Here is a 14,726-nt window from a genome sequence, read left to right as displayed (position 1 = left end):
CAAATTCAAAAGGCATCGCCACCCCGCATTCCTCAACCCCCGCCCCTTCTGATATCAACTTGCCATATTTTTAAGGTAGATTAGCCAAAGAAGTGATGCGAACAAGCCCGCTCCCCCCAAACAGCATAAGGACGTATTCATGCCCGCCCGCAATGAGGGTCCCAAGGGACTTGCTCTATCGCACCCGGAGGCCAAGTACCCACGCGAATAAGTCTGATAGCCAAGCCGCCGAATGGCATGACCGGATAAGGAGAATCCATGCCACACCTTTTTCAGTTTCAAACCTCGCCATCCGCCGCAAAGGACACGACTGAAGCCAACATTTTCGTCCATGGCTACAGCGCCGGGCATAGCGATGAGGATAAGAAGTTTCTGCTCGACAAGATTCCCTATCAGTTGCAGCACTACACCAATATCTTTGCGTTTTGGCCTTCGAATCATCTTCTGCGTTTCAACAAGTCTTCGCTTTGGGCACTTGGCGCCGCAGGTCTGAGTTTCGGCAAAACCATGTCGAGTTCGCCCCTCGAATCTTTTGGCCTTGCGGGGGCATTCGCCAAGGATCGGATGGGCAATTTCACTGAGGCGCGCACCCGGGCGGAGCACATGGGGGCTGTGTTGCTCGATCAGTTGCAGGAGTACCTGCGCAGCAACCACCCACGGATCAAGACCATCAACCTGATCGGCCACTCGCTTGGCGGCCGGCTGTTGATTAGCAGTCTGAAGACCTTTTCGTACTGTCAGCAGTTGGCTATCAACGATGTGCTGCTGATGGCGGCTGCTGTTGAAGTGACCGCCATTGAAGCGCGCCAGTTGCGTGATCGCTTCAAGGGGCGTCTGATCAATGCTTATTCAAAGACAGACCGTACCCTGCTGTTGAATTGGGGTGAAGCCTGCTTGGGGCGTAACGAGGTCGAGCATTTCGAAAGCATCGAGATGAATGACTTCGGTCATACCGATTACTGGATGCGGCTTCCGGAAGTGCTGAACGAAACCCGCTTCAAAGCTCTCGCCCCCGGCTCGTCAGGGCCTGCTCAACCCCCAGCCGACGCACTCTTGCCCCCTCTGATGCCCGAACAAATCGCCGAAGAACCTGATATGAAACTCGAACTAAATAGCCCACATGAGGTTTACCAGCAGATCAATGACGAGTTGGCGCTCATCATAGGTGAACTGAGACATCCCTCGGACGACGAAGCCTTGAACCAGGCTCGCGAGGAGGCAATCCGCCGACTTACCGAGCATCGCTCAGCGCTGCTCGACCGGCTCGCTGAGCTTGAAAAGAACGCCGAATGGAACACGTTCACCATTGCCTTCTATGGCGAGACCGGTGCGGGCAAGTCGACTCTGATCGAGACGTTGCGAATCCTGCTCCAGGAGCCCGGTAAGCGGGCCAGCCAGCAGGCATTTCGCAAGGTGCGGGAGCAGTATGGGCTGACTGAAGACACTCTGCAGCACCTGCGGCAGAGCATCGAACAAGCTGAAGCGCGACTTGAAGCACTGACGCAACAACTGAGTGCAACAATGCTGCAGTTCGAACAGCCATTCAGGGACGCTCAGAATGCCCTTGGCCAGGCCAACGCCCGCTCCAGCGAGGTGACGCAACGGCTTGGCAGTGCATTCGAGCATCACGAGCAATCGCACAAGGACGCCCTGGCTGCGGTCACCCGTCTTCATACGCTTCTTACGACACGCAAAAGTAACGCCTCGCTCTGGCAGACTCTGCTGAATTTCTTCAGAAAAATGCCGGAAGAGCTTCAACTGAGTGCCGCCACCGCAGCGTTGACAGAGAGCACAGCAGCACGTGACAGTGCTGCCGCGACCCTGGGCATCGAACAGCAGAAGGCTGAATGTGAGCGCCTTGCGATGGAGCGGCAGGTGAAGGAGATCGCAATGAAGCGCGACGACGCTTGTGCGGTGCTTTCCGCGCAACAGGCAGAGGCCGCACATCAGCACCGAACGCTCACCGAGCAGGGCCTCGATAATGAAACCCGGCTGGCGCAGTTGCTGGGGGAACTCCAGGTTCACGCCGACGGGGAAATCATCGGTGACGGCAGAGCCGACTTCACGCGAGAGACGCAGCGGTATGAGCTTGAGCTGGACGGCCAGCCTTTCGCACTATTGGACGTACCCGGAATCGAGGGGAAGGAAGACCTGGTACTCGATCACATAAGACGCGCGGTGCAGACCGCTCATGCAGTGTTCTATGTCACCAATCAGCCGGCCCCACCGCAAACGGGCGACGGGAAACACCAAGGCATGCTGGAAAAAATCAAACAGCACCTGGGAGCGCAAACGGAGGTCTGGACCGTCTTCAACAAGAAGATCACCAACCCCAAGCGCTCATTGTCTGACCGTCCGCTGGTCTCCGAAGACGAAAACATTAGTCTTGCCGGCCTTGACCAGAGAATGGGCGAACAGCTTGGCAAACACTATAAGAAGGTGTTTCCGCTGAGCGCGATGCCTGCCTTCCTCGCCTCGACCGACCACTTCGCGCCGGGGTCGCAGGATGCCAAGCGCCGCAGCAAAGTGCTCGAGGATTTCGGTGCCGACGAGTTGCTTGAGAAATCCCGCCTGCGTGACTTTCTGGATCTGCTCGACCGCGAGCTGATTCAAAACAGCAAAGCCAAGATCATTCGCGCCAACTTCAACAAGGCAAATGACGCGCTCAACCAGACTACCCAGACGCTCCGGGGCGTTCAGCAAACCCTTAGCGCACTGTCGGACAAGCTCTCCCAGGAAGAGCAAAGCGCCAAGAGCCAGTTGAGCAGCAGCTTTGGGGCGCTGAAAAAACGTCTAGAGTCTTGCGGCGAAACCTTGATCGACAGCTTCGCCAGCAAGGTGCGGAACAGCATCTATGCGCGCATTGAAGAGGACATCAGCAACGACGCTTTCAAAAGTGCCCTGACCGAGGCGTTTGAAACTCAGCAGCGACAGTTGAGCAAACAACTGCCTGTTGCAGTCAACGCAGAGGTCAGCAAATTCCAGAAGGCGGCCGAGGATATTCTCAGCCGTTTTGAAAAACACGCCCAGGAGTTGGCCGCAAGCTACGGAAAGCTCGGCAGCATGCGATTCAACCAGCCGTTCAATCTCGACATAAAAATCGACAACGGCGTCAAGGTTGCGGGGCTACTGGCCAGCCTCGTTGGTATCGCCGCAGCACCATTCACTGGAGGCGCCAGTCTGTGGTTCGTTGGGGCGTCTGTACTGACCGCGATAGTCTCGATCAGCAAGGCACTCTGGAGCGCGCTCAGCACGGACTACAAGATGTCCCAGCAACGGCAAGCCCTTGATAAGAACTTGCGCAGCGCAACCGAGCAATTGCGCGACATGCTGCGCAAAAGCCTGGATATCGCATTGAACGAAATGCAGGGAACGATCGACCAACTCGACCTGGCACTTGAAGCACCAGCCAAACAGGCTGCCAACCAGGTGAACACGCTATCTCGCTCGACCATCCGCCTGAAAATCCTATCCCGCCAAATTGAAATCGCAGGAAACCTGTAATGGAAAACACTCTCAAGACGTTCAAGGTCCAACAGGCAAACGCGCTGACGCTGCTCGACAGACTGCAGACGTTCCTCGGCCAGGGCGCGCAGGCCGGCGTACCGATTGACCCGGCGTTGAGCAGCAAGCTGCAGAATGTCATCAGCAGCGTGTCTGGTGAGAAACTCAAGGTCGCTCTGATTGGCGGCTTCTCTGAAGGCAAGACTTCGATTGCAGCAGCCTGGATGGAGGAGTTGGACCGGTCCAGCATGAAGATCAGCCATCAGGAGTCCTCCAACGAGGTGAAGGTCTATGAAGTCGACGAAGACTTCGTGCTGATCGATACCCCTGGGCTGTTTGGCTTCAAGGAACAGGAGAATGCCGAAACTCACGCCATCGAAAAGTACAAGGACATCACCAAAAAGTACGTGAGCGAATCTCACTTGGTGCTCTATGTGATGAACTCGACCAACCCCGTCAAGGAAAGCCACAAGGAGGACCTGACTTGGTTGTTCCGCACTCTGAATTTGCTGCCGCGTACGATTTTTGTTCTCAGTCGCTTCGATGAAGTGGCCGACGTAGAGGACGAGCAGGACTATCAGACCAACCTGCAGGTCAAACGCGAAAACGTGACAGGCCGGCTTCGCGAGCAGATTGGGTTGACTGATCAGGAAGCGGCCGAGCTGTCCATCGTCGCCGTTGCCGCCAACCCCTTCGATATGGGTGTGGAGCACTGGCTCCGCAACCTTGAGCAGTTCAAGGCGCTGTCGCACATCTCCACACTTCAGACGGCGACCACTGGAAAGATCCAGCAAAACGGTGGGAGCACCGCGCTGGTCCACGACATGCGCGCCAGCGTCATCCGTGACGTGCTCCACAACCAGTTGCCTGTTGCCATCGAGAACGATCAGAAGGTTTCCCAGGAAGTAGCTAGGCTCGACGAGCTCAACTCTCGCCTGGGTAAGCAGTTGACGACGACTGGGCAGCAAATCGAAGAAGCGCGCATCAGTCTGCGCGATTTCGCCACTCGTTACTTCTCTGACCTGATCCTGCAGGTCAATGGTTGCAGTCTGGAAACCTTCGCAGATTTCTTCGAGCGTGAGGTCGGTGCTGAAGGCATCATCCTGTCCACCCGATTGCAGAATGAATTCAGCCGCCAGACTCAGTCGATCACGCTTGAAGTCGAAAAGATGCAAACGGGCTTCGACAGCGAAGTGAACCACTTCAACACCACCGTCAAAGCCTTGGGCAAACAGGGTATCAACCACGTCCTGAAAGGCAACTTCATCAATAACACCACTGTACTGGCCGCACGTGATGGGCTCACCACCATCGCAAAGACAGTGGGAATGGATATCGGGAAGTACCTGAAATTCAAACCGTGGGGCGCGGTGAAGTTCGCCAAAGGTGCCAACGGGGCACTGGTCTTCCTCGGTGTGGCCCTTGAAGCCTGGGACAGCTGGGAGCAATACAAGCGCGAAGAGGCCTTCAAGAAGGCCGTCACGACGATGGTCAGCAACTTCGAAAAGCAGCGTCAGGACTTCCTCGCCCTCGTGAACTCAGAGCGCTTCAAGGAAGAGTTCTTCCCTGACTATCTGTTGCTCAACACTCGCCGCCAGGAATTGCAGAGCAATGTGGATGACAGCCGTATACGCCAGCAGCGCTTCCAGGCATGGCGCGTTGAAGCGGAAACCATCGATGCAGAATTCAAGCGATTGAACTGACCTCACTCAAGCGCCCGAAGCAGGATGCAGCGGGAGCTTCACGGCCAGGGTCCCCACGACTAACAGGGCTTGTGCACTCAGCTAATTCCCCATCGGAGTTCCCACCGGATACCACTCAAATTCGTCGACGGGCAGGCATAGGTTTTTTGCTATCTCTTCCGCTCGAGCTGGCGACAGATCCAGATCCAACCATTCCCTAGCGTGTTCCGGAGACAAAACCAACGGTCGCCGATCATGGATGTCCACCGTGCCTTGGTCGCTGGCCGCCGTGATGATGACGAACCCATCTCCCCCGTGAGGCTCAAGACCGGTATGAACTTGAGCGAGCGCTGCGAGGAACATAGGAGCCTGGGTTTTGAGACGAATGAAGTAAGGCTGTTTTTTCTTTGGATTATCAGGATCCTTTACCCACTCATACCAACCATCAGCTACAACAAGTGCCCGGCCATTTGGCCAGAGCTGCTTGAAGAACTTGCCGGTGGTGACTGTTTCAACCCTGGCGTTGATCGGGTCAGGGCGTTTGCCTTTGGCCCAGAATGGCGCCCATCCCCAGTGAACGGGGTCAATTCGCAAACCGTCGTCGACGCTGTGTAGGATGAGTACTCGGGTGGTCGGTGCAACGTTGTAGCGGGCGATTGGCTGGTTGTCGTAGCCGCTGATCACGTCCTGCTCTGCATCGAACTCTCTTAGGTAGTCCGCCATACCTTGGTACTGAGCAAACCGTCCGCACATGGTAATCACCCGCTTGTCGTAATTTCCTACAACTGAATTGACCGCAGACTGCCTTCAAAGTTAACTGTATTTCTATACAGTATCTGAGAAATCTTGCGTCATGAGCGTTGTCATTCTAGGCCCTCTGACAGAGGGCGGCGTCCAACTGCCTCTCTGCTCCTTCAAAGTCCCGGCGGGTTTCCCTTCACCGGTGGCCGACCATATCGAACAACAGATCTCATTGGATGAGCTGCTGAACATCCGAGCGCCCCATGTTTATCTGGTGTCGATTGCGGGAGATAGCATGCAAGGCATCGGAATTTTCGACGGTGACTTGGCGATTGTGGATCGGTCCATTGAGCCTCTTAACGGGCATGTCGTCATAGCGTTGCTTAACAACGACCCAGTGTGCATGTAGTGGTCTAATGAAACCGGACACCCATTTAGGCGAGAATGCTCGCCAGATCGAGGTGTCAGATGACCAAACAACGCCGTTCCTTTTCCGCTGAATTCAAGCGCGAGGCTGCCGACCTTGTGCTCAAACAAAACTACAGCTACATCGAAGCCAGCCGTTCACTCGGCATTGGTGAGTCGGCATTGCGCCGCTGGGTTGACCAGATTCAGAAAGAACATAAAGGCATCACTCCGCAGAGCAAGGCACTGACGTCGGAGCAGCAAAAAATTCAGGAGCTGGAAGCCCGGATTGCTCGGCTTGAGCGAGAGAAATCAATACTAAAAAACCGCCTCCCCGGCGCTCCGCGGCCCATTGGATTAGAAACACTGCGTTCTACACTGATCTTACTGGACAGTGGTCGCTGGCTTTTTGGAGGCTTAGTCCCCGTCAAAAAACTTGACCCAGGGGAAGCTGCGGACCCGTTAGTGGTGGCACGTTCCGTGACCCCGTTTAGGAAGGTGATTTGATCCGAGTCCCCGTCCAGTTCAACTTGACTGGAGGTGCTCATGAAAAAGCATGATCTGAAGCAGCGTGGGTTACCGGTTATTCATGATTACGCAGCCGGCATTGATATTGGCTCACGCTTTCATGTGGTGGCCGTTCCTGCAGACCTGGCCAAAGAATCCGTTCAAACTTTCCAGGCCTTCACTGCCGATCTCGAGCGCATGGCCAACTGGCTGGTAAGTCTTGGGATAACGACGGTCGCCATGGAATCAACAGGCGTTTACTGGATTCCGGTTTACGAAATACTGGAAGCGCACGGCCTTCAGGTCGTACTCGCCAATGCGCGTGATGCCCGTGCGGTGCCAGGACGCAAAACCGATGTGAATGATGCACAGTGGATTCAACGACTCCATGCATGTGGGCTGCTTCGAGCCAGCTTTCACCCTGATCGTGAAATTTCGGCTTTGCGCAGCTATTTGCGGCTGCGGGAGCGTCATCTCGATTATGCCGCGGCGCATATTCAGCACATGCAAAAAGCTCTCACGCACATGAACCTGCAATTGCATCACGTCGTGGCCGATATCACCGGCTTGTCGGGGATGCGGATAATTCGCGCCATCGTCGCAGGCGAGCGCAACCCCTCCTCGTTAGCGGCGCTGAGTGACAAGCGCTGCAAGGCAGGTGTTGATGTGATTGAGGCATCGCTGGTCGGCAACTACCAGCCCGAGCACGTTTTCGCTTTGACGCAGGCGCTGTCCATGTATGACGCTTATCAAGCGCAGCTACTGGTTTGCGACCAGCAGATTGCACAAACGTTGATTAAGCTCTCGCAGGAAAAGACATTGCCCGCTGAGCCGCTGCCAAAACCACGGCATAACACTCGGCAACCCAACGCGCTCAATTTCGATGTACGTACCTTGCTCTATCAACTGGTCGGTGTTGATCTGACCCAGATGCCACGGCATCGGCCCCTACCTGGCTCTTCGGCTGGTCGCCGAGTGTGGCACGGATCTGAGTCGATGGCGGACTTGTCACCATTTCACTTCCTGGCTCACCCTTGCACCCGGCTGTCGCATCAGTGGCGGCAAGGTACTTTCGGCCCATACCCGCAAGACCAAAAATCGAGTGACCGCCCATCTGCGCTTAGCCGCAGTGACGGTCGGCAGAACCAATACCGCATTGGGGGCGTTTTATCGGCGGCTCGCGGCGCGAATCGGCAAAGCCAAGGCGGTCACGGCTACCGCTCGAAAGATCGCGATCCTGTTCTACAACGCCATGCGTTTCGGCATGAATTATCAAGACCCTGGAGCAGATCACTATGAGCAAAAATATCGCGAGCGAGTCGTCAAAGGCCTACACCGACGCGCGGCTGAGTTTGGTTTTACGCTGCAACCACTGGAGGGTGTTTCTTAGGAAGGCTACCGCGCTCTTGATGTCGGAAGATCACGAGCGTTCGCGCTGATTGACCAGTTGAGCGCCCATGAGCCGGTTGATTGGCTGTGCAAGGTGTTTGACGTCACTCGCTCATGTTACTACGCCCAGCGCCTGCGGCGCCGCACGCCCGATGTTGAACGGCTTCGATTACGTAGTCGCGTCAGTGAGCTATTCTCGCAAAGTCGCAGCTCTGCGGGCAGTCGTAGCATTCTGTCGCTGATGCGTGAAGACGGTGAGTAACTCGGTCGATTCAAAGTGCGTAGCTTGATGCGCGAGCTTGACTTAGTCAGCAAACAACCCGGCTCCCATGCCTACAAACGAGCAACAGTAGAAAGACTCGATATCCCGAACACATTGAACCGCGAGTTCAACGTGCCAGCGCCCAATCAAGTCTGGTGCGGCGAAATCACCTACATTTGGGCGCAAGGAAAGTGGCATTACCTGGCTGTCGTCTTGGATCTTTGTACGCGTCGGATCGTGGGTTGGGCGCTGTCGGAAAAGCCAGACGTTGAACTGGTGATCAAAGCGTTGGATATGGCCTACGAGCAGCGTGGCAGGCCTTCGGATCTGCTATTCCACTCGGACCAAGGATCGCAATATGCAAGCCGACTCTTTCGCCAGCGGTTGTGGCGATACCGCATGCGCCAGAGCATGAGTCGACGAGGAAACTGCTGGGATACGCACCGATGGAGCGCGTATTTCGCAGCTTGAAAACAGAATGGATACCGACCGTGGGCTATCGAACTGCGCAGGAAGCACAGCGCGATATCAGCCATTTTTTGATGCATCGCTACAACTGGATTCGGCCTCACCAATTCAACGAGGGGTTGGCACCAGCGCGGGCCGAGGAAAAACTTAACGTCGTGTCCGGGATTAGTTGACCACTACAAAAATACATTGAGTTGTATGACCGTATCGCTGAACTCGAGCGGCAGTTACCCGCGTCAAACTTAATTTCGTTGGATCCGCGCGGGCCGAGAAAGCTTTGAGATAACAGCGCGTAGGGGTGTGTACCTCAAGCTCGACCAGTAAGGTTCAATCACTTCTTCGCGCAGTGAAAAACCAGCCTCTCCAAGTTCTTCGAGGTGGTGATACTGCTTCGTGTAAACCAATTTTTGTGACTTGTTAACTACCTTGGTTTACAGTGCAAAAATTAAGGTTACAAAATTCGGAATTACCCTAGACATTTATTTAGGGGCGACACCTCAGGCTGCGATCGCAACCTACAAGTCGTGTGGTCACGGTTGCGAAAGGCACTCAACCTGACCACCTGCACGCTTTGTAACCATGATCGGTAGAGAACGGCCAGAGCAGCCGTTCGCAAACCGTTAGGGCGCTGGACCAGATCGCACCAGCGACTAGCTCGGGCTGCCGCTACGGGGTGTTTAGCGTCAGTAGCCTTTCTATAAGCCCGACAGAGCTGTACGATTTGCCGACCTAGCGAGCTACAGCTTGAACGCTTGGGGAAGTTACATTTTGAACGCCATAACGGGCATGCTGACGCTGATCGATATGGTTGGCGAGTGTGTGCTCACTAGCTGTCCATGCACGCATTGCTTTGCAACTCCACGGCCTATGTTTTGCTAAGACCACTAGCATCATCCGTGTATTAGTACCGGAACCCGAGCCCTCTGTTTTTAAAGAGTTCAATTGGAAAAGTATTGGGCAGGAAGCAGCTAATGCCAAAAGGCGATGCAATCATCATTGGGCTCAATCCCCGGGAAGCGAACCTCAAGAGAAAGCTGCGCGAACATCTGCACTCCTTAGGCTTCACCAAAACGGATGAGGGGGCTCTACGAGCCCCAGGTAATACCAAAGACGCGATCCGAACCCTTCACAGCGCCCAGCGCGAGGAGCGACTTCTCGCGAGCGAGAAATTCGTGTCGCGGGCAGGGGGAAAGCTGATGCAGTTTTTTGCATCGGGCAAAGATGTGAATCCTGAGAAGATTTCTCCGGTTTTGGAACGGGTTTCCTCAAATACTTGGCAGGGCGATTTATTCAGGCTTGCTGCCTTGTCCTGGTCGGTGCCAGTTTCAAACGGTTTCGGTAGGCGTCTGCGTTACCTGGTTTGGGATGAAAGCAACGGCAAGCTCATGGGGCTTATCGCGATTGGTGATCCTGTCTTCAATCTGGGAGTTAGAGACAAATTCATTGGCTGGGATATTCATGACAGGGTGGCTCGGCTAGTCAATCTGATGGATGCCTACGTTCTTGGGGCGATCCCACCTTACAACTCGCTTCTTGGAGGCAAGTTGGTCGCATGCCTGCTTCGTAGCCGTGATATTTACGATGATTTTGCGAAGGCCTATGGCAACTCGACGGGGATCATCTCGCAGGCAGAAAAGAAGGCTCGCCTACTTTCCATCGTCACGACATCATCGATGGGTCGATCCTCGGTCTATAACCGACTGAAGCTGGATGGCACTCAATATCTCAAGCCAATTGGTTATACCGGCGGCTGGGGGCATTTTCACATCCCCGATTGGTTGTTCATGGAGATGCGTGACTACCTGCGTCACATCGACCATACGTACGCCGACCAGCATGGTTATGGGCAGGGGCCCAACTGGCGCTTGAGGACAACACGTGCTGCGCTTACGGCATTAGGTTTCAAGGATGATTTGATGCGCCACGGTATTCAGCGTGAGGTCTTCATCTGTCAGCTTGCATCCAATGCAACTAAAATCTTGCAGTCTGGGAAGGGTAAGCCTGATGTCAGCGCGCTTCTGTCTGTAAGTGAAATTGCCGGCCTGGCGTTGGATCGATGGATGATCCCGCGCTCTAGGAATGTACCGGGATACCGAGGCTGGACGCCGACTGACCTGATTAATTTGTTCGGTAGTCAAGCTCAAATTCTCCGCACCGAGGCTAAGCGAGAAGTGATGCTAGACAACAGTTGCGGCTGCTAGGGTCGCAAGGGGAATTGCGTTGGAATACGCCGTTAACAAACTGACGAACAAGCTAGAGTCCGCTGCTCAGTCGTCGGGAATTGGTATGTTCATTTGCCCGTGCTGTAAAGCAATGGTGAATTTTCGCTCGGGTGACAAACGAAAAAAACACTTTGGCCACTGGCCCGGTTGGGGATCACCAGAGTGCGAAAACTTTATCCCGAGCCAATACGGGCAGAACTCAGAAGGTAGCGTTTTCGCCACCGTGACGAGGCGCCGGATGGCTCTGCGCCTGATGATTACCAGAGGGCAGCGTGCTGCCTGGTGGCTAGAGTTGGCGGTACCTGCATGTCGTGTGTGTGACGCCACCGTCACAATCGACGTGGGAGGAAGGCTTCAGCACTTAGATATGCGTGGTATGGCAAAGGGCTTTCGCGCGACGGCCGAATTGTCCGTCGAAAATTATCGCATCGTGTCCTATAGCGCCCATGCCGACCCTTTTTTCATGGCCAGTGTGGAACGCGAGTGCCCGGGACTTTCACCCTCGGGAGCTGCTGTCTTTTCAGCGTCGGGGCGCGAAGGAGCAACTGGATTTCCCCGAGCACAGGAGCTCAGAGGTTCGGAAACATACGCTTTTTTATGGAGTGAAAATGCCGCTCCCGTTTTTCCTGATGAGCTCGTACTCGATAAGTTTCAGAGCAGGCAGGGCTGGGGCCTGGCTCTTGCCACCATCCCGGAAAAGCCCTCTGAAGAATGCATGGAATGGCTTCACATTTTTACGGGGCTGCTCGTAAATCCACCCGCCCCCTCCATTACCCCTATATGGCCGTTTCTTACGAGAAATTCGAGCGTTAACGCTATTGAGTGCCTTGAGTCGCCTACGGTACTGCTGTCGACACAGATGATGCCCGTCGGACAGCAGAGCAGGGGGCCGACAATGCAAGTGTACGGGGGAGGCGAGCGCCTTTCTGCCACTGGGATAGAAAGGTCACCAGCGTTCTTTGTTTTGGCAACCGAGAAAACCCAAGACTTCCGAGTCGGAAAGGCGGACTACCCGGACATCGAGAAGTTTGTCTCTTGCACGCTTTCACCGCGCCGAAATCAAAAGTTGCCGGCTGTAGAGTTTGCATTTAGGGATCGGGAGTCGAAGCGACACGTAGTCCCTTTGCATCAAAAAAAATGCAGGACCTTTGTCATGGCTGCCAGAGCTCAGACAATGACGCTTGAGTATCTCTCCATGCCACACGGCTGTAATGGGCGACTTATTGCTGACAAGTCCTCTCAGCGCAGTGAGATCTTACTTTTTTCCGGCGACACAGTGTCTGAACACAGCCAGCATCAGCGCCTTCTTCCACAAGAAGTGCAGACCCTTCTCATTGCGCACCTGGTCGACCCGACATGCTACGTCGACATCAACTTCGGTGGATTCGGGCGGTTGCACATTGCCGGCGATCTTTCCAGCAGACCTATCAGCGAGACCTTCGTTACCCTGGGCCCCTCGCTTCGATCCAGGCTGCTCAGCTTTATGGTTCAGTTGCAACCAGGTGGCCCAATCGCCGCGGTTTCCGATGACTATGCGCTGGTTAGAACCTTCGCTAGCTTGAGGCCCTATCCACAACTTATTCCGAATTACCGTACGCTGGTGAAGGACGTCCTCGCCCGCGGCTTTGAGCTCAAACAGCTAGGGGAAGGAGTCTCATATGAGCTACCAATATAGCCAGGAGGCAAGGGATCGTATCTCTGCGTTCGGACAAATTGCGATTACTGAATTCATTGAGGAGATTCCTCATGGTATTCGTAAAATTTTTTATGATCGCCAGCCGGCAATTCAGGGTTTCCGGCGGGGATCGCCCCCCGAGTTCAAGGAAAAACAAAAGCGTTTGGTCGGGCACCTCATTCACACTCAGCCTGGGCAGAAAGGGGCTGCCGACTGGAGCACATTTGCCGGTCTGTGGGAGGCTTGGGCAAGGAGCCGATTGGGTACAACTTTTCCCCCAAGTGACGTTTCATCGGCTACACCGGACGCTGGGCCCGTTTTTTTAAAGGGCCTGGCGGAGCTTTTCCCTGACGCAGCCAGGGAGAGTCTGGAACGTCTGTTGGACTTCAGTGGCTTTGCAGATAGTCCCGAAGCCCAAGTCGCACTCGGACGCTTTCGTCCAGCATCGACGCTAGCTCGTGACCTTATGATCGACGCACTTCCGGGGCGGTTGCATAAGATTGAAGGTTACTTCGAAATTGCTGAAGCCGCGGCAGAAGAGGTGGCGGAGCGAATTGATCAACTTGAGTCCGAGACGGACATTCTGGCTAAAGGCATTCGAGAAGTCGTCTTGAGTGTCGACAAAAGTCAGGATGACGTTAAGGAACTTCGGGTTGCATTCGAGCGCGTGGCTGAGTGTGCCAGTGGACTGGAAGAGGCGGTCGATACACTTGGCGTCGCAAGACAGGAAATCACAAAAGTAATCGCCGCCGCCGACGCACGAGCCGAACAGTTCCACCATAGTTTGGAGGCGCTTACAGAACAGGGCCGCGCGTGGGACGAAACTCAGGCGGAGGTTTCAGCGCTCAAGCAATCAATCGATGCGCTCTGTGCGCAGGAGGCCGAGTGGAACCACGCCGTCACGGCAGTCGGTCACTTGGCTGAGCGGATCGATATTTTAGAAGCAGCCGTTGCAAAGGGATGCAATGGCACGGCGACCAAACCACAGGTTCGACTTTTTGAAGTTGAGTCACCGGGGCCTATTGTAGATATCCACTCTGTCAAAGGCGCCTGTGAACTGATTGCAAGCAACCTTCAGGCCTGCGGAGTTATGAAAGGAGCAGCAATTGCCACAGCCCGCCAGATTTTAGCAGCTTTGTCTGCGGGGCAGATGGTCCAGTTCTCGGGCTCGATTTCTGATTTAGTGTCAGATGCCGTGGCAGCAGCCATTGGCGGTCAAACATTTCATGAATGGCGTGTACCGGTCGGATTAGTATCCGATGAAGCGGCGATTGATTATCTAGAAGTGGTCTCGGAAACCTCTGGTTGTTTGCTGATGAAGGGAGCAAACCGTTCAGCTTTTGAGGTGTACGGTACCGCGATTCGAGACGTCGTTACGCGCCGCCAATTCTCACTGCCAAGCTACCAACGTCTCTCATTGATAGCCGCGTGGACACACGGCCCTGCCACGTTCCCTGATGGCGGCACGCTCGCGGAGATCGGTCCGGTTTTTGATACGGATAATTTTTCTATGCGTGGGGTATCCGCCAAATTACCGGAGCTCAAGTTTGGCCACCTGGTGCGCAACTCTTGGGATCAGATTGACGGCTTTGACGATGATTCGCCGCGGGCACTTGTCTCTGAGCTGAAGGAACTCATAGAAGAGAGCTCGTTTGTCCCCGGCAATCTTTGGACAAGGATGGCCGACCGTGCTTACTCCCGTCTGCGGACTATCACCGGCGGGTCATCAGAAGAGGATCTGCACTCCGTGTTGACGTTGTGGGCTCTCCCATGGGCGAAGGCAACGGCCGGTCCCGTTGAGGATATTGCTCGTATCGCGGGCCGGATGTTGGCCGAATTGCAAGCCGAGGCAGAAACCTGAGGGGGCGCAG

At 54.9% G+C, this 14,726-nt stretch carries 6 protein-coding genes and 4 pseudogenes; 9 read left to right on the top strand and 1 reads right to left on the bottom strand.

From position 1 onward, the window contains the following. Window positions 1-258: 258 nt before the first annotated feature. Together JN756_RS22575 and JN756_RS22570 are read left to right on the top strand one after the other, a co-directional pair. On the top strand, window positions 259-3,504 hold the full coding sequence (locus tag JN756_RS22575; protein WP_201021398.1) for a DUF726 domain-containing protein: 3,246 nt from the start codon (window positions 259-261) through the stop codon (window positions 3,502-3,504). Beyond that, complete coding sequence (locus JN756_RS22570) at window positions 3,504-5,207, top strand: LeoA/HP0731 family dynamin-like GTPase (protein ID WP_201021397.1); 1,704 nt, start codon at window positions 3,504-3,506, stop codon at window positions 5,205-5,207. Before JN756_RS22575 ends, JN756_RS22570 begins: the two co-directional genes overlap by 1 nt. A gap of 81 nt (window positions 5,208-5,288) precedes the next feature. On the opposite strand, the gene JN756_RS22565 is transcribed toward JN756_RS22570, so the two are convergent. Next, window positions 5,289-5,939 carry an SOS response-associated peptidase family protein gene (locus tag JN756_RS22565; RefSeq protein WP_201021396.1) on the bottom strand — a complete coding sequence of 217 codons (651 nt, stop codon included), beginning with the start codon at window positions 5,937-5,939 and terminating at the stop codon, window positions 5,289-5,291. A gap of 100 nt (window positions 5,940-6,039) precedes the next feature. Here JN756_RS22565 and JN756_RS22560 point away from each other — a divergent pair. The 7 genes and pseudogenes from JN756_RS22560 to JN756_RS22525 form a co-directional block, all read left to right on the top strand. Continuing rightward, window positions 6,040-6,330 (top strand): annotated as a pseudogene (locus JN756_RS22560) (LexA family protein); the annotation flags it as partial. A 65-nt stretch (window positions 6,331-6,395) separates the two neighbouring features. Then, window positions 6,396-6,656, top strand: a pseudogene (locus tag JN756_RS22555) (transposase); the annotation flags it as partial. A gap of 222 nt (window positions 6,657-6,878) precedes the next feature. Next, window positions 6,879-8,229 (top strand): annotated as a pseudogene (locus JN756_RS32470) (IS110 family RNA-guided transposase). Then, window positions 8,230-9,131 (top strand): annotated as a pseudogene (locus JN756_RS22540) (IS3 family transposase); the annotation flags it as partial. 798 nt (window positions 9,132-9,929) lie between these two features. Next, on the top strand, window positions 9,930-11,159 hold the full coding sequence (locus JN756_RS22535; RefSeq protein ID WP_201021395.1) for a Druantia anti-phage system protein DruA: 1,230 nt from the start codon (window positions 9,930-9,932) through the stop codon (window positions 11,157-11,159). A 19-nt stretch (window positions 11,160-11,178) separates the two neighbouring features. Beyond that, on the top strand, window positions 11,179-12,855 hold the full coding sequence (locus JN756_RS22530) for a competence protein CoiA family protein (protein ID WP_201021394.1): 1,677 nt from the start codon (window positions 11,179-11,181) through the stop codon (window positions 12,853-12,855). Continuing rightward, window positions 12,839-14,716, top strand: a complete 1,878-nt coding sequence (locus tag JN756_RS22525; protein ID WP_201021393.1) for a hypothetical protein — start codon at window positions 12,839-12,841, stop codon at window positions 14,714-14,716. Before JN756_RS22530 ends, JN756_RS22525 begins: the two co-directional genes overlap by 17 nt. Window positions 14,717-14,726: the final 10 nt, after the last annotated feature.

Source organism: Pseudomonas sp. Y39-6, from assembly GCF_023651955.1.
Taxonomy (GTDB): Bacteria; Pseudomonadota; Gammaproteobacteria; order Pseudomonadales; family Pseudomonadaceae; genus Aquipseudomonas; species Aquipseudomonas veronii.
This window is presented reverse-complemented; position numbering and strand designations above follow the sequence as displayed.

Bases quoted from the DNA above. Each gene is read 5' to 3' on its own strand.
- JN756_RS22575 (WP_201021398.1), top strand. From the start codon at position 259: ATGCCACACCTTTTTCAGTTTCAAACCTCGCCATCCGCCGCAAAGGAC.
- JN756_RS22570 (WP_201021397.1), top strand. From the start codon at position 3,504: ATGGAAAACACTCTCAAGACGTTCAAGGTCCAACAGGCAAACGCGCTG.
- JN756_RS22565 (WP_201021396.1), bottom strand. From the start codon at position 5,939: ATGTGCGGACGGTTTGCTCAGTACCAAGGTATGGCGGACTACCTAAGA.
- JN756_RS22535 (WP_201021395.1), top strand. From the start codon at position 9,930: ATGCCAAAAGGCGATGCAATCATCATTGGGCTCAATCCCCGGGAAGCG.
- JN756_RS22525 (WP_201021393.1), top strand. From the start codon at position 12,839: ATGAGCTACCAATATAGCCAGGAGGCAAGGGATCGTATCTCTGCGTTC.